The 15,954-nt window shown below is 32.8% G+C and carries 18 protein-coding genes; 14 read left to right on the top strand and 4 right to left on the bottom strand.

From position 1 onward, the window contains the following. Nucleotides 1–3: 3 nt before the first annotated feature. Nucleotides 4–249, top strand: a complete 246-nt coding sequence (locus tag C8P67_RS07930) for an Ada metal-binding domain-containing protein (RefSeq protein ID WP_115812149.1) — start codon at nucleotides 4–6, stop codon at nucleotides 247–249. Beyond that, complete coding sequence (locus tag C8P67_RS07925) at nucleotides 236–844, top strand: alpha-ketoglutarate-dependent dioxygenase AlkB family protein (RefSeq protein ID WP_115812147.1); 609 nt, start codon at nucleotides 236–238, stop codon at nucleotides 842–844. The genes C8P67_RS07930 and C8P67_RS07925 overlap by 14 nt, the downstream gene beginning before the upstream one ends. Nucleotides 845–1,272: 428 nt before the next feature. Here the strand turns inward: C8P67_RS07925 and C8P67_RS07920 are convergent, their stop codons facing one another. Together C8P67_RS07920 and C8P67_RS07915 are read right to left on the bottom strand one after the other, a co-directional pair. After that, nucleotides 1,273–2,250, bottom strand: coding sequence for a WD40 repeat domain-containing protein (locus C8P67_RS07920; protein WP_147298208.1), 978 nt, complete (start codon nucleotides 2,248–2,250; stop codon nucleotides 1,273–1,275). Beyond that, complete coding sequence (locus C8P67_RS07915; protein WP_115812143.1) at nucleotides 2,240–2,749, bottom strand: hypothetical protein; 510 nt, start codon at nucleotides 2,747–2,749, stop codon at nucleotides 2,240–2,242. The genes C8P67_RS07920 and C8P67_RS07915 overlap by 11 nt, the downstream gene beginning before the upstream one ends. 414 nt (nucleotides 2,750–3,163) lie before the next feature. Here C8P67_RS07915 and C8P67_RS22335 point away from each other — a divergent pair, with 414 nt between their 5' ends. The 10 genes from C8P67_RS22335 (at nucleotide 3,164) to C8P67_RS07870 (ending at nucleotide 10,429) form a co-directional block, all read left to right on the top strand. Next, nucleotides 3,164–3,337 carry a hypothetical protein gene (locus tag C8P67_RS22335; RefSeq protein ID WP_245980397.1) on the top strand — a complete coding sequence of 58 codons (174 nt, stop codon included), beginning with the start codon at nucleotides 3,164–3,166 and terminating at the stop codon, nucleotides 3,335–3,337. Continuing rightward, complete coding sequence (locus tag C8P67_RS22330; protein WP_317125446.1) at nucleotides 3,334–3,504, top strand: hypothetical protein; 171 nt, start codon at nucleotides 3,334–3,336, stop codon at nucleotides 3,502–3,504. Before C8P67_RS22335 ends, C8P67_RS22330 begins: the two co-directional genes overlap by 4 nt. Nucleotides 3,505–3,645: 141 nt before the next feature. Beyond that, the gene (locus C8P67_RS07905) at nucleotides 3,646–4,761 is read left to right on the top strand and encodes a helix-turn-helix domain-containing protein (RefSeq protein ID WP_115812141.1); all 1,116 of its coding nucleotides are present in this window, start codon (nucleotides 3,646–3,648) and stop codon (nucleotides 4,759–4,761) included. A gap of 75 nt (nucleotides 4,762–4,836) precedes the next feature. Continuing rightward, entirely contained in the window at nucleotides 4,837–5,832 is a 996-nt protein-coding gene (locus C8P67_RS07900; RefSeq protein ID WP_115812754.1) for an alpha/beta hydrolase, read from the top strand. A gap of 24 nt (nucleotides 5,833–5,856) precedes the next feature. After that, the gene (locus tag C8P67_RS07895) at nucleotides 5,857–6,528 is read left to right on the top strand and encodes a hypothetical protein (protein WP_245980395.1); all 672 of its coding nucleotides are present in this window, start codon (nucleotides 5,857–5,859) and stop codon (nucleotides 6,526–6,528) included. A gap of 220 nt (nucleotides 6,529–6,748) precedes the next feature. Next, nucleotides 6,749–7,015 (top strand): helix-turn-helix domain-containing protein, encoded by a 267-nt coding sequence (locus C8P67_RS07890; protein WP_317125445.1) that lies wholly within the window; start codon nucleotides 6,749–6,751, stop codon nucleotides 7,013–7,015. 246 nt (nucleotides 7,016–7,261) lie between these two features. Continuing rightward, nucleotides 7,262–8,293: an alpha/beta hydrolase family protein gene (locus C8P67_RS07885; protein WP_170141429.1), complete on the top strand. Its 1,032-nt coding sequence runs from the start codon at nucleotides 7,262–7,264 to the stop codon at nucleotides 8,291–8,293. A 60-nt stretch (nucleotides 8,294–8,353) separates the two neighbouring features. Continuing rightward, nucleotides 8,354–8,920 (top strand): Crp/Fnr family transcriptional regulator, encoded by a 567-nt coding sequence (locus tag C8P67_RS07880; RefSeq protein ID WP_115812133.1) that lies wholly within the window; start codon nucleotides 8,354–8,356, stop codon nucleotides 8,918–8,920. Between the two features lie 66 nt (nucleotides 8,921–8,986). After that, nucleotides 8,987–9,382 (top strand): YybH family protein, encoded by a 396-nt coding sequence (locus C8P67_RS07875; RefSeq protein WP_115812131.1) that lies wholly within the window; start codon nucleotides 8,987–8,989, stop codon nucleotides 9,380–9,382. A 48-nt stretch (nucleotides 9,383–9,430) separates the two neighbouring features. Continuing rightward, on the top strand, nucleotides 9,431–10,429 hold the full coding sequence (locus C8P67_RS07870; protein WP_115812129.1) for an NAD-dependent epimerase/dehydratase family protein: 999 nt from the start codon (nucleotides 9,431–9,433) through the stop codon (nucleotides 10,427–10,429). Between the two features lie 181 nt (nucleotides 10,430–10,610). On the opposite strand, the gene C8P67_RS07865 is transcribed toward C8P67_RS07870, so the two are convergent. Both C8P67_RS07865 and C8P67_RS22480 read right to left on the bottom strand, forming a co-directional pair. Continuing rightward, nucleotides 10,611–11,213 (bottom strand): DUF1016 N-terminal domain-containing protein, encoded by a 603-nt coding sequence (locus C8P67_RS07865; protein ID WP_262511449.1) that lies wholly within the window; start codon nucleotides 11,211–11,213, stop codon nucleotides 10,611–10,613. Between the two features lie 139 nt (nucleotides 11,214–11,352). Further along, nucleotides 11,353–11,493 carry an IS3 family transposase gene (locus C8P67_RS22480; protein ID WP_394338646.1) on the bottom strand — a complete coding sequence of 47 codons (141 nt, stop codon included), beginning with the start codon at nucleotides 11,491–11,493 and terminating at the stop codon, nucleotides 11,353–11,355. 131 nt (nucleotides 11,494–11,624) lie between these two features. Between C8P67_RS22480 and C8P67_RS07860 the strand changes: the two genes are divergently transcribed. Then, on the top strand, nucleotides 11,625–12,773 hold the full coding sequence (locus C8P67_RS07860; protein WP_115812125.1) for an efflux RND transporter periplasmic adaptor subunit: 1,149 nt from the start codon (nucleotides 11,625–11,627) through the stop codon (nucleotides 12,771–12,773). 30 nt (nucleotides 12,774–12,803) lie between these two features. Then, complete coding sequence (locus C8P67_RS07855) at nucleotides 12,804–15,953, top strand: efflux RND transporter permease subunit (RefSeq protein ID WP_115812123.1); 3,150 nt, start codon at nucleotides 12,804–12,806, stop codon at nucleotides 15,951–15,953. Nucleotide 15,954 lies beyond the last annotated feature (1 nt).

Below are 15,954 nucleotides of genomic sequence, written 5' to 3'. Positions count from 1 at the left end.
AAAATGATTAAACATCTTTCAATAAACGATAATGATTTGCGATATCAAATAAAGCAAAAAGAAATCTGCTTTGGCGGTAATAGCAAATTAAAAATCTATGGAACACTAAGGTGCAAATCTGGTAAACGGATGAAAAAAGAAAATCGTGTTTTTTTTATTTCTAAAGAAGAAGCTGTCAAAAATGGTTTTCGCCCTTGTGGGCATTGTATGAAAACGAACTATCAAAAATGGAAAAATGAATTTATTTAGCAACGAAAAGAACTGTACAGAAAATATATTACCGAGTGATGGAATGGTAAATTATTTTGGGAAATTATTTACACATAAAGAAGCTCATAATTATTTAGACTGTTTTCTTAATACTATTGAGTGGAAAAATGATGAAGCCATTATTTTTGGTAAACGTATTATCACTAAACGCAAAGTTGGTTGGTATGGAGACACTAATTTTAATTACACCTATTCTAAAACAACCAAACAAGCATTGAGTTGGACAAAAGAATTGTTAGAATTGAAAAACATCATTGAAAATAAAACTGGAGAAAAATTTAATTCTTGTTTACTCAATTTATATCATGATGGAGATGAAGGAATGGCTTGGCATAGTGATGCAGAAAAAGACTTAAAAAAGAATGGAGCAATTGCTTCATTGAGCTTTGGAGCAGAGCGAAAATTTGCTTTCAAACACAAACAAACTAAACAAACTGTTTCATTAATCCTAGAACACGGAAGTTTATTGGTTATGAAAGACACGACACAAACAAACTGGCTTCATAGATTACCGCCTGCAAAGCTGATCACAAAACCAAGAGTGAATTTGACTTTCAGGACAATTGTTTTTTGAATTAGATAAACAAACACATTAAACTCAAAGATCTTACACAAATGATCTGCCTTTCGTCCAACACCCGAAAAAAAGTAGGCATAAAGTGCTGCTGCAAGAAATCTTACCGTTAATCTTTGAAATATGACGGTAAAACAAATTTAAATCTGCTAATAAAAATTCGAAGTTGTTAGCACACAATATAATTTGAAAAAGCCTTCAAAATATTAATTTTGAAGGCTTTTTCTGTTTCCGTAAAATTATTAATATTTTTGATTGATTATAAAACCTTTAATATTTAATAAGTTTACCGATTCCAATCTTTTAGCTTATTTTATCATTAAACTAAATGTACAAGATAAATCTTCAGATACTTTGGATAGCATAAAAACATCAATTTCAAAAGCTTTAATACAATCCAATTAATAAACCCTGGTAGCCATAGTTCTTTACTCTATATTCAAAAACTGGATTCCGCCTTTTAGGTCAATTGATACAAGCTGGCTTTCATCTTTTGATACTTTTAATTTATTCACAGTTGCTTTATGATCTGTTAGTGATTGTAAAAGCACACCGCTTTTTTTATCCCAAATTCTTATAGAACGGTCAATGCTGGCTGTGAAAATTTTATTTTTAGCAAATTTTGCCGTAGTAAGATTCATGCTGTAATCATCTTCGTATACTTTGCTTGGATCTTCTATATCATGCGTAATCCAATTGGGATGCTTTACTTTAAATTCCGATTGATGTGTATTGCTGTTGTATTTGGTACATTCATTATAATTTAGATAAAGAAAATTTCCTTCACTATCCATGTCAGTAAATTTCTTCAGGTCAACCAAGATTTCTTTTTCTACCGTATTGTTATTCATATTCCAATAAACAATTTTATTTGAAGCAACAATTGTTGCTATGTTTTGCTTGTCAATTTTTACAATAGCTCCTTTTGAAAAATCAGAAGGTAAAATCAATTCTTGATAATTTTTGGTTACATCCCAGACATATTGGTTTTTTTTCTGGTCCTGAGTAAACAGATAATTGAAATTATCTGAAAAGAAAACAGCCACAGACCAAGTAGTTTTTAAAGGCAGTTTTTTTATGATTTTTCCATTTTTCTCATTGAGTAAAAGGATGCCATTTTCTAAAGTGGCCACTGCAATATCTTTTCGTTGGGAATGATAAGCCAGGGAATAAATTTCATCATCAATTTTCGCAATAACAATTTCTTTTGGGTTGCCATTTATTCTTTTGGAAATCCGTCCACTGAAAGTAGAAATAAGGACAGTATCTTTAATACCTGTAAAAATAACATCCGTATAGGATACTGGGTTTATATTTGTTAGTTTAGGAATGAAAATATTTTGCCCCTTACAACACAGTATTGCAAAAAGTAAAATGAGCGTTGATAGAATTTTATTATTTTTCATTTTCATATAATTTAATATTTTTCTCATTTTTCTTCAATTTTACAGATGCATTTTCATCACTGGTCGATAGTGTTATTGTATTTTTCCTATCATGGCTATTTAACATTATTGCTGCAGCGCCCTGTGGCTCTGACAGCAATAACAATTGCATTTGTGTTTTTGAGTCTAAAGACAGAAAAGCATTTCCTAAATTGTCATCTGTAACATATCCTCCTCTTTCTTGTCCTTCTGCATCATATAGCATGACGCCAGAAACCCCAAGCTTACCTCGGGAATTTGCTCTGCTGCCATAAGTACTCAAATTAGGTTCAGGCAAATGCGAACCAATAATAACCCGCTCTACTCCAAATGAGTCAACAACAACAATACCCCTGACTTTTATTATTTTATCTTGAAAATCAATAACTTTAGTGTTTTCCTTCTTAGAAAATGAAAATAGATAGAAGCTAAAAGCTAACAGGTTGCAAATACTTAGCAGGTAAAAAAATTTTGACTTCATTTGATTTATTATTTAGGTTTATATTTAGTCGGTTTATAAAAAAAAAGTTACAGCACTAGCTATAAAATTTTGAATTAATAGTAGATTAATGCTGTTTTTTTAGTTCTTCTAGATTTTAATTGCAGCTGTCAGTATAATTCAATAGATCCGTTGGTTGTTAAGATTCCTGATTTGTTTTTTTAGACAGTTAAATCACTAAATTTAAATTGATAAATGATGATAAGGTTTGTCAAAAATTTAATAACTGGTTACAATAGACAAAAAAAATTGAAACTACCACCATACAATAAATTTCCAGAAATCTATTCTGAGGCTATTGTTTTACGATAAATTGAAACTTAAGATATCAATGATTTCGCTGAAATATCTTTCTATGATTCAAAACCAGCTTTGACTGCTAAAGATGCATTAGAAATGCAAAATAAAATTAGCCTTGATTATCAAAACGGCAATTCAATTAATTGGGAAATTGCTAACAAACTCACTAATAAGATTATGGGAACTTTAGGATATTATTGTGGATTTGACAAAAGGATTGGAGAACTTGGCTGTGTTTTAAACCAGAATTTCAAGGACAAGGTTTTATGACTAGTGCAATGAAACTTGTTATCGAATTTAGTTTGACAAATAGTGGTCTGACAAAAACAATAACGATTAAATCCAAACAAAACGACGGAGCAATAAAGCTTCTTGAACGTGTTAGTTTTTTTAAAACAGCAGATCTTGAAAATGATGAAATTAATGTCTGTTTGTAAAATAATTTTTGATAAGTATAACTTATATTTAGCCTGCATCAGGACTTTTTTGTAGTTTCGCAGCTGGCAGGTTTAAGTCAAACAACTAATCCATATTCAAACAAAAAGATGCAGAGCCTATCAAAATAATCAGACCATATTATGTTGCATCTAATAGGAATCATCATTTCCTTTTTTCTATCGCTCATCCTTTTTACGAAAAAAGGAAAATCGCAAGCTGATCTTATTCTCTCGTTTTGGTTATTTTTTATTGGTACCCATTTATCTTTATTCTACATTCATATTACCGGTCAATATGTTAGATTCCCATATTTTCTTGGCTTTGAAATTCCTCTGCCACTAATACATGGACCCTTTTTGTATTTATATACAAGATCTTTAACAAGTCAAAATAATAAAAAAGAACATTGGGTAATTCATTTTTTGCCACTTATTGTTGCAAATGGCCTGTTATATAAATTCTTTCTCCTTTCTTTTAATGAGAGAATTCAGGTATATGCAAATGCAGGTATTGGTTTTGAGAATGTCATGAAATGGATGTACTTAGCTACATTGTTATCAGGCGTGATATATGTTATTTTATCGTTGTCACTGCTAAAAAAATATTCTGAATATATTTCTAATCAGTTTTCAGACCTGGAAAAAATAAATCTAAACTGGTTAAGGTATTTAATTCTTGGAATTGGCGCAATATGGATACCTGTATTTTTTGCCAATGACATTTATACTTTTACTATACTCGATATTTTTATCCTATTTGTTGGGTATTTTGGAGTAAAGCAAGTTGGGATTTTTACAAATAGCAATATGACGAGTCAGTCAATTAATGAGAAAGAAGATGAAGTGGACGCTACTAATATTGTAGAAAAAACAAAGTACCAAAGTTCTACTGCAGATGAGTCTTTACTATTAAAAATTCATCAGGATCTACAAGCCTTAATGCAAGAAGAAAAGCTGTATAAACATCCTGAACTAAATTTAGAAGAATTGGCGCAAAGGTTAAAAGTTAATCCTAATACTTTGTCACAAGTAATTAACTCCATTGAGAACAAAAATTTTTTCGATTATATCAATGAACAGCGAATTGCTGAATTTATAAGGATTTCTGTCCTGCAGGAGAACCAAAGATTCACCTTGCTTTCTTTAGCTTTCGAGGTTGGTTTTAATTCTAAGACCTCATTCAATAGGAATTTTAAAAGAATAACTGGACAAACCCCTACTATGTATTTAAAAGAACAAAAAATACAGTTAGAATAAGTACCAACTTACCCTTTGGAACGGTGGGGTACGATGTTTAGTTCATTTTTGCAGCATTATTTAAAACTCAAAAAAATGTATCGAAACAAATTACTTTCATCCGTTCTTTTTCTCTCAATTTTTGTATTTTCTTGTGAAAACGAAATGAAAATTGATGAGCCTGGTAACTTAGTTCCAAAAACAGTTGATCAGGATTCCAGTCTTCCTTCAATTGTGATTAATGAGGCAAAACTACATGCCGAAACTTTTGGAAATCCAAACAATCCAATTATTTTCATTTTGCATGGTGGACCTGCATCAGATTATCGATACCTGCTAAATTGTAAAGAATTTGCAGATAATGGATATTTTGTGGTCTTTTATGATCAGCGTGGAACGGGTTTATCACAACGCTTTCCGCGTTCGTATTACACAAGTATTCAAACCTCTTTCGATGACCTAAGTAGTGTAATTGCCTATTACAGAAAATCCCCAGTTCAGAAAATTTTCTTATTAGGGCATTCCTGGGGTGCTATGCTGGCTGGCGCTTACATCAACCAATATCCAAATGCCGTAAATGGTGCCGTGCTGGCAGAACCTGGTGGCTTAAAATGGAAAGATATCGAAGACTATGTCAAACGCTCCCGTAAGATGGACATTACTGGAGAAGCATTAAATAATGCGCTTTATATGGATCAATTTCTTACAGGTAAAGAAGATGAACATGCCATTTTAGATTATAAGTATAAATTACTGGCCTCAACTGGGGACGAAAACGAGAATGTAGGCAATGAGGGATTATTACCTTTCTGGCGTCCTGGTTTTATATTACAGGATGTCTACTTTGACATTATTAAAAAAGAAAATTCGGATTGGACAACCCATTTAGACCAGTTTAGCACAAAGATCTTATTTATTTATAGCGAGCGAAACAAAACTTATGGTGTAGTCCACGCACAAAAAGTATCATCGCCATTTCCAAATGTTCAGTTGTTTGAAACAAAAGGAGCTGGACATGACATGCTTTCTTTTCCAACTGGCTGGAACAATACTTTTCCAGTAATTCTCAACTATTTCAACACATTAAAATAAGCTCTACAAAGAAAATATATTCAAATGAAACATAAAATTATCATTATTATAGCGGTATTATTTTGCTCAATGAGCAATTACTGTCAAGCGCAAAGTATAAACTGGGCGGGATTAAAAGAAGAACATCGACACTTGGTAAACCTACAATTAGGAATAGATTATGGTGTAATTTATGGTCTTGGTTATAGCTATCACCTCAAGTCAAAATTACCTCTGTTATTAAACGCAGAGTTTTCAATACCATCCGGAAATAAGTTTTTTGATGATTTTAAAACTAAAATCGGTGCGCATGCGAAGTTGTTTAAAATGAATAATATTGCAGTTAGTTTAAATATTAACGGCATTTTCAGGAGATATGAAAATACTTTGGTGAGCCTTTCAAATTTCGGAGGTTCTGGGAATATTATTATTGGTTATTATAGCCCAAAATGGTATGTAAACGGAGAGTTTGGTTTTGACAGAGCCATTGTTACTCATTTTGAACATAAAGATGTTTACAAAAGTAACTTTCCTGATGTTAAAGATGGTTGGTATGAAACTACAGGTGGTAACGTTCAGTTTGGGATGCAGATTGGTTACTCTTTTGATCAAAGTGATATCTATTTAAAAGGAGGAAAAACTATTGCACAGGATTTTAAAACATCACCAACTATTCCAATTTATATACAGTTAGGTTATAATCTTAAACTTAAATAAGTTAAATCTAGCCTCTGAATATTTATTAGGAGGCTAGATAAATTATTTCGAGCAGATATAATTTCACATAGCTTCTGCAGACTAATTATTTCAGAATCTTAATTTCTTAAATATAATCAATCACAAATCTATTAAATTATTTGAATCTCAAAATGACCAAACTATTAACTAGCCTAAATGAAAGTATATTTTAGACAACAAATCCTATCTGGAACCGTCATTGACGATACAAGAATTATCAAAACAAGTTAATATACAAGTTCGTGATTTATCTATTTTGATTAATCATCCTATAAACCAGCATTTTTTTGATTTTATAAATGCATATCGAAGCCAAAAAGCCATGAAAATTTTAAAAAATCCTTTAAAAAGCAAACTCACTATTTTAGAAATTCTTTATGAAGTAGGCTTTAATTCTAAATCATCTTTTAATACAGCTTTCAAAAAACACACCAATAAAACGCTTACAGAGTTCATAAATCATTAATTATTAATGTTTTGCAAAAAGTCGAACGCTACTAAAATAAAGTCGAACCAATTTAAGTGCTTAAAATTGGTTCGACTTTTTTTATTCGGTCTTCAATATTAAAGTTATGATGCAATTTTGTTTCAAATTAAAACTAACAATTAAAAATTTGAAATTATGAAAATTACATCCTTATTTATTTTTTTTCTATTGTCTTTTATATGCTTAGCACAATCAAAAAAAAATGTAAAAACCAGAAAAAATCCTTTGGAAATTATAAATGTGCATTCCCAAAATACCAAAAGCATTTCTAAATTCGAAAATAAATTTTTTGAAGAAAAATTCGTTTTAATAAATGGTATTGAACAATGGATTACAATAAAGGGAGATAGTTCAAAACCTATTATATTGTTTATTCATGGTGGACCGGGAAGTCCGATAAGTCCATATATTGATGTCATGTATAAAGATTTAGAAAAAGATTTTATTATAGTTCAATGGGATCAGCGAGGAACAGGAAGAACTTATGGGCAAAATTCACCGCCAGAAGAGCTTACACCTGACTATTTAAAATCAAATCCTTTAACACTGGAACAAATGGCCAGCGATGGAATTGAGGTTTCAGAATATTTATTGAAACATTTAGCTAAACAAAAAATCATTCTTTTTGGTACTTCTTGGGGTTCTGCACTTGGAGTAAAAATAGCTACCAAGAGACCAGATCTTTTTTATGCTTATGTTGGACATTCTCAAATTGTTAATCCAGCAATTGATATAGAATTTTATAGTAAAATTTATAAAATGGCAGTAGAAAAAGATGATAAGGAAGCACTAGAAATATTAAATACTATTGGCAAACCGCCATACAGTAGAGCAAAAAATATAGGGCAATTATTTAGAATTGTAAAAAAATATGAAAGAGAAAATTCAACACCAGCACCAGATAATTGGTTTGTACTTTCTCCTGCTTATAATAACGACATTGATAATAAAAACAGAAGTGATGGAGATGATTATTCGTTTGTAAATTATGTTGGAGATTCTAAATTGGATGTTCTATCAATGAGTGCCTCAATCAATTTACAAAAAGACAATATAGATTTTAAAATTCCAGTATATTTAATACAAGGGAATGAAGATATTTTGACACCAAAAGAAAGCTCAAAAAAATATTTCGATAAAATTCAAGCTCCTAAAAAAGAGTATTTTTTATTACCAAAATCTGCACATGGCTTTAATCAATCAGTTGTAGAAACACAATATAAAATATTTAAAAGCATAAAAAAATCTATAAATTAAACCAAAAAATCAAACACTGTACATAACAGCAGTAACTATTAAACCTTAAAAATCTAAATAATGATATTGATTAAAGATCATATTCAAAAGCTAACACCAATATCTGACGAAGATTGGGATATATTCTCTACTAAATTCGAAAAACAGATTTTAAAAAAAAACATCCCTATAATTGTGTCAGGAGAAGTGGAAAATTATCTTTACTTTATCGAAACTGGTATTGTTCGTTTCTGGATAAGGACGGGGGATAATGAAGTAACGTTTGACTTTGCTTTTGAGAAAAGTTTTTTCAGCGCCTACATATCATTTCTTACTAGAGAGCCAACAAATTGGAATATACAAACACTGACTCCTACTGTATTATGGCGGATTTCTTATGCTGATCTGCAAATTATTTATAAACAAACAAATACTGGAGAAAAAATAGGGAGACTTGCTTCTGAGAACTTATTTATTACTGCAGCTAAAAGAAAAATTGCTCTTTTAACAGATACAGCAGAGGAACTTTACTTAATGTTATTTAAAGAGCATTTGCATCTTATACAGAATATACCTTTAAAATATTTAGCATCATACATAGGTGTTACTCCACAAGCTTTAAGTCGTATACGTAAACGAATTTCTTAACCTAGGTTCATTTTTTAATAATTAATTCATTAATACTTTTGCGCTGTATTAATTAACAAATAAAAAATGATAGAGAACTTTAATAGAACAAGTCCAGAAGGAGCCGTTAAGTATTTTCGCAATTGTATTTACCTTGGTGACCTAAAAGGAGCTTTAAGCTGTTTTGATCCAGAAGCAACATATATTGAAAGAAATGGTCAGGAAATCAAAGGCTTAGGTAATATTGAAAAAGCATTACAAAGCATTTGTTCATGGAAACCAGAAATTAAAGGAATCAAACAACGGGTGACCATTGTTGGAGACCTTGCTATATGGATAGACAAATACCATGTGAAAGCTAAAATGCCAAATGGAGAACCAATGGAAATCGAAGGAGTCACTGCATGTATAATGAAACGTAATATTGATGGTATATGGTTGTGGTTGGTTGATAATCCTTTTGCTGCAAACGACATAGAATAATTTTTTAGTTACTGCAATTTTATTATTAAATCAAAAACAAATCGGACTATGAATAAAAATTCTAAATGTTTAGTGACCGGAGCCAATGGTCATCTGGGTAATAATCTGGTAAGAGAGTTAGTTAATCAAAACTATCAGGTAAGAGCAAGTGTAAGAAACATAAATAATAGAAAGCCTTTTGAGGGAGTAAAATGCGAAGTGGTTTATGCGGATATGCTGGATAAAGCTTCTTTGAAGAAGGCAATGAAAGATATCGAAATTGTGTTTCATGTGGCATCTGTTTTTAAGCATTGGTCACCAAATCCTCAAAAAGACATTATTGAGCCAAATGTTATTGGAACTAAAAATATTATTGAAGCCGTAGCAGAGTGTAATGTTCATAAAGTCATACTGGTAAGTTCTATAGCTGCGCTTGACCACACATCGGTTCCTATGAAAGAAAACACTTGGAATAAACATTTCCCTAATGCCTACTATCAATCAAAACAGGAAGCAGAGCAATTGGCTTGGGATTTATCTAAAAAATTGAATATTGACTTAATTACTGTACTTCCTTCATCTATAATAGGAAAAGAGATATTTGGACATCTAACACCAACAATGTTTTTTTTCGATATGGTACTTAGGAACAAATTGCCTATCGACCCAAACTTTGCATTTAATTTTGTAGATGTTAAAGATGTTGCTAAAGGGATAATTCTGGCCGATAAATTCGGAAGAATAGGTGAACGATATATTTTAGCAACAGAACCATCCATTACCACAAATGATGTTTTTGCAATGGCAAAAAAAATATTTCCTGAAGTTAAAATACCAACTCAATTGCTAAAATCAGAACTTATTGAAATAGCTAAGAAAATGGAAGAAGAAAGTGTTATTACCAAAACAGCACCTCTTTTAATGGTAAACAATGTTGAAGCATATTATAATGCAAATTCTAAGATTGATATTTCAAAAGCGAGAATTGAACTAGGCTTCAATCCTATCCTGCCTGAAAAAGCAATAAAAAATACACTGTTGTATTTATCCCAAAAACAGTGGGAATAGTTTTTTATTTTAGCAAAAAAATATAAATAAGGCTGGAATTTTAAAACAAAATTTATTAATTTCCAATAGTTTATGACCTCGGAAAAAATGAAACAAAATATAACTAATCTAGCTAAAAAGTTGTGAAATAGTAACAACTATATGCCACTGCAGCTTTAATAACTTATTTTGCTGGTTGTGTTTACAATTTATTGGAATTATTCAGAAGTCGAAAGATTTCAAAGTATTTTATAGCTTTAAAAAATGTCAAAATAAGTATTAATTCTTCGATTGTAAACCCTGACAGCCCACAGAAAGACAAACAAAGCCACTGGAAGACATTGGCTTTGTTTTTTATACTTTTTTCTTTATCTATTGACACCAGTACACTTTTATCACTGCTCATTAAAAGACTTTCGTACAAACTGCTGTTTATCTGTCGTTCCAGTTGGCGAACTGTCCAATTATTTTTTACTGTTTCTGCAATGTAAAATTCTCTTTTGGTTTGATTATCAATTGCTAATAGTAGCTTGTATTGACTCCAACTCAATTGTGTCCACAGTGTAGACACAATTGGAAAAGTCCTGTAAAACTGTCGATACCAATTTAACTGTCGGTATGAAAATCCACTGTCATATTTAGGCTGTAACTGTTCTGAAAGATATCTGATGAAGCAAGTTCCGTAATCAGTTCTTTCTTTTTCCTGCTGCTCTTCCTCGACAATTTGTTTTCCTATAGTGCAATACATTAGAGTTCTTTCATTGTCAACAGCTCTGATAGCGCTCTCTTTTGAATTCTCAATTATCGCTCTTATATCAGGAATTACAGATTGGTTTTGAAGTCTTTTTTAAAGGTAAAAAGGTTAGCTGTAGTTATGCAAACATACAAAAAAGTAATAAGAGCAGACGAAATCAAATAGAGCGATAGAAAAATAGGATAAACCATCATATAACAAGCTGTTGATTATTAAATTCCTCTATTGTCAAATTGCCAAGAGCAGAATGCTTCCTCTGCTTGTTATAAAAATTTTCTATATAGCCGGAAATAGAATCTTTTGCTTTTTCTTTTGTAGAACTATTTTGTATTTGTTTTTCGGTGATTAGTTTATCCGTTTGGGCGGTAAAAATTTACGCTTGGGTAACTTTTAAAATCAAAGAGACTTTATATGAATTTATTTTGTCATTAAATAATACACTATTTATTTAATATAATAAAAATGACAAAAAAACTTTTTCAAAACAGTACACCATTTCATTTGGTGGTGGTTTTATTAATTTTTCTTAGCTTTTCTTCATGTGGAAAGAAAGATGCAGAGGCACAAGCTTATGGAGCTCCTAAACCTGAAGTAGATTTTTTCACAGCTGAGGCGATTACAGGTGAGGTTGAAAAAAAATATCCTGGTATAATCGAGGGGGCTGTAAATGTTGATATTAAAGCTCAGGTAACGGGTTATTTGGAGGCTATATATGTAAAAGAAGGACAGTACGTTACGAAAGGACAATCTCTGTTTAAAATTAAAGGAGATGTTTATGGAGAACAGGTAAACAGCAGCCGAGCGTCGTATAAGAGCGCTTTGGCAAATCTTGAAACTGCAAAGTTAGAAGTCGAAAAAATAAGGCCTCTTGTAGAAGGAAATGTTTATTCTGATATACAGTTAAAAACTGCGCAGGCAAGCTACGAAGCTGCCAAAGCTCAAGTTTCCCAAGCCAAAGCTGCTTTGGGTTCATCTCAAATCAACGCTGATTTTTCTCTTATTAAAGCGCCTGTAAGCGGCTACATCAGCAGAATACCAAATAGGGTGGGGAATCTTGTCACTCCTGCAGATACTGTTCCCTTAACTACCCTTTCTGATATAAACACTGTTTTTGTATATTTTTCACTTAGTGAAGCAGATTATCTTTCATTTATTAAAGAAGAGTCAAAGTCTAAAAAAACAGCCAGTCTTATTATGGCCGACGGCAGCTTGTATAATCATCAGGGAACATTGGAAATTGCAAGCGGGAACGTTGATGCAGCTACCGGAACAGTTTCCTTTAAAGCGGTATTTCCCAATTCTGAAAAAATTCTTAGATCTGGGGGGTCTGCACGAATTATCCTTAACAGCAGTTTAGACTCCGTAGTTTCAGTTCCAATGGCAAGTGTAAAAGATATTCAGGATAAATTCTTTGTCTTTGTCCTAAAAGACAGCAGTAAAGTTGCCATGGTTCCGATCGAGATTGAAGGAAGTGCAGGAGTAAATTATTATGTAAAAAGTGGTGTTAAAAATGGAGATAAAATTGCTTTGAACTCTATTGATATCCTAAATGACAACATGGAAGTAACTGCAAAAACGGCTCAGTCAAAAAAAATGATGAGCAAAAAATAATTTTTGGTTAAAAATCTTAAGAAACTTTCCATGTTAAAACAAATAATAGACAGGCCGGTATTGGCCACAGTTATATCAATAGTCCTGGTTATTTTAGGCCTTATCGGACTTACCAGATTATCTGTAACTAGATTTCCAGATATTTCGCCTCCAACTGTTATGGTAAGCGGTTCATACCCGGGAGGTAACAGCGAAACTGTAATTCGTTCGGTGGTTACTCCGTTAGAAGAACAAATTAATGGAGTAGAGAATATGCAGTATATTAAATCTACTGCAAGTAATGACGGTACTTTTTCAATAAGTGTAATTTTCAAACAGGGCGTAGATCCAGATCAGGCTGCTGTAAATGTTCAGAACAGAGTACAGCAGGCAACTCCAAAGCTTCCTCAAGAAGTAATTAGAATGGGGCTTACGACTTCGAAACAGCAAAACAGTATGATTGTTATTTTTAATCTTTATACGGATGATAATAAAAAGTACGACGAGCTGTTTCTTCAAAATTATGCCAACATAAATCTTGTACCTCAAATAAAACGTGTGCCAGGAGTTGGACAAGTCCAAATTTTCGGACAGAAAGATTATTCGATGCGTGTCTGGCTGGATCCTAGAAAAATGGCAAATGCAGGATTAATCCCTTCAGATGTAACACAGGCGATAGCTGATCAGAGTTTGGAGTCTGCTCCAGGTAAATTGGGAGAAGAGTCCAAAGCGGCCCTTGAATATGTTATTCGCTATAAAGGGAAGAAAAATAAGCCTGAGCAGTACGAAAATATTATAGTTAAAAAGAATGGAGGCAGTCTTTTAAGACTAAAAGATATTGCAAGAATTGAATTTGGTGCGATATCGTACAACGGCGATAATAAGTCTAATGGTAAGAATGCTGTAACTATGGCAATTCTGCAGACTTCTGGTTCCAATGCAAATGACATAGAAATTGGAATTAATAAAGAGGTGGAAAGATTATCAAAATCATTTCCTCCAGGTATTAAGTATGTCAATGTGATGAGCACCAAAGACAAATTAGATGAAGCAACTGGTCAGGTAAAATCTACATTATTAGAAGCTTTCGGACTTGTCTTTATTGTAGTGTTTATATTTCTTCAGGACTTTAGATCAACTATTATTCCTGCCATTGCAGTACCAGTAGCCATAGTTGGAACTTTTTTCTTCCTTCTTGTCTTAGGTTTTACAATAAACATTCTAACTCTTTTTGCACTAGTGCTCGCAATCGGGATTGTCGTCGATGATGCAATTGTGGTTGTAGAAGCCGTGCACAGTAAAATGGAAGATGACGCTAGGCTTACACCAAAAGAAGCTACCCACAGTGCCATGTCAGAAATCACTGGAGCGGTAATTTCGATTACCTTAGTGATGTCAGCAGTTTTTATTCCGATTGGTTTCATGACAGGATCATCAGGAATTTTTTACAAACAGTTTGCTTATACGCTTGCTATTGCCATTATTATTTCAGCAGTAAATGCTTTAACGCTTACACCTGCACTTTGCGCTTTACTATTAAGAAATAATCATAGCGGGCATGGAGAAAAAGAAAGTATTCCAAGTTTTAAAGAACGTTTCTTCACGGGTTTTAACAGCAGTTTTACTAATCTTACTAATAGATATATAAAAGGAGTCCGCTACTTAATTTCGAGAAGATGGATAGCAGCTGGATTTGTAGCAATTATCGCTGCTATTGCTGTGTTTTTAATGAACTCCACACCTAAGAGTTTTGTACCGATGGAAGATGATGGTTTTTTTCTTTACAGTTTAGCAATGCCTCCTGGGACAGCAATGGACCGAACAAATGCGACAATGAAACAGATTGAGCAACAGCTGGCAACTGTTGAAGCGATTAAGACAAACACAAGTATTACAGGATTTAATATTTTAAATAATAGTGCCAGTTCGGCTTATGGATTAGGGTTTGTTAAATTAAAACCACAAAAGGAAAGAGGTGAGGTAAAAGATATAGAGACCATTATGAATATAATCAGCGGAAAACTTTCCACAATCAAGGAAGGATCTGCAATGGCACTCCGTATGCCGCCAGTTGATGGATTTGGTGTAACAAATGGTGCAGAGATAGTGCTTCAGGACAGAACAGCCAAAGATCCAGCAGTACTAAAGGCGATGACAGATAAAGTAATCGGACAATTAATGCAGCAGGAGGGCGTACAGTACGCATATACCACTTTTAGAGCTGACTTTCCCCAGCTGGAATTAGAAGTGGATGAAGAAAAAGCCAGACAAATGGGTGTAAGCGTTCGTGAGATGCTTAACAATATTCAGACTTATTTTGCAGGAGACCAGTCAGCAGATTTTTCCAGATTTGGAAAGTTTTACAGAGTGAACGTAAAAGCAGATGGAGTTTTTAGAACGGATCAGGATGCTTTTAATGAAATTTTTGTTAGAAATGACAAAATGGAAATGGTTCCTGTAAAAGCAATAGTAAAGCTTCGTAAAGTTTATGGGCCAGAAGCTGTAAGCCGTTATAACCTTTACAATTCTGTAAATATCACTGCAATAGCAAAGCCGGGTTACAGCAACGGAGAAATAATGGGCAATCTTGAAACAGTTTTAAACCAGCTTCCGAGTGACTATAGTTATGAATGGACAGGATTAAGCCTTGAAGAAAAAGCTGGTGGAGACCAGACTATAGCCATTTTTGGTTTATGTCTGCTGTTTGTATTTTTCTTATTAGCGGCACAGTATGAAAGTTACTTATTGCCATTAGCTGTTTTGCTTTCGATTCCTACAGGAGTTTTAGGTGCTTTTGCTGGAATAAAGTTAGTGGGCTTGGATAATAATATTTATGTTCAGATTGGATTAATCATGCTTGTAGGACTTTTGGCTAAAAATGCAATTCTTATTGTAGAGTTTGCTGTACAGCGAAGAAAATCAGGATTTTCAATTACTGAAGCAGCTATTGAAGGAGCAAAGTCTAGGTTACGACCAATTATCATGACATCTCTTGCGTTTATTGTAGGTATGATTCCATTAATGATTGCACATGGAGGAACAGCAGTTGGAAACAGATCCATCAGTGTCAGCGCGGCAATAGGAATGTTGAGTGGGGTATTATTAGGGGTGTTTGTAATTCCGCTGCTTTACATAGTATTCCAATACCTGCAGGAAAAAGTATCAGGCAGAAAAAATATAATTCAAACCATTAAGGAATAGT

Source organism: Flavobacterium aquicola (genome assembly GCF_003385115.1).
Lineage (GTDB): Bacteria > Bacteroidota > Bacteroidia > Flavobacteriales > Flavobacteriaceae > Flavobacterium > Flavobacterium aquicola.
The sequence above is the reverse complement of the archived record's forward strand: the minus strand, read 5'-3'. Positions and strand labels throughout refer to the sequence as shown.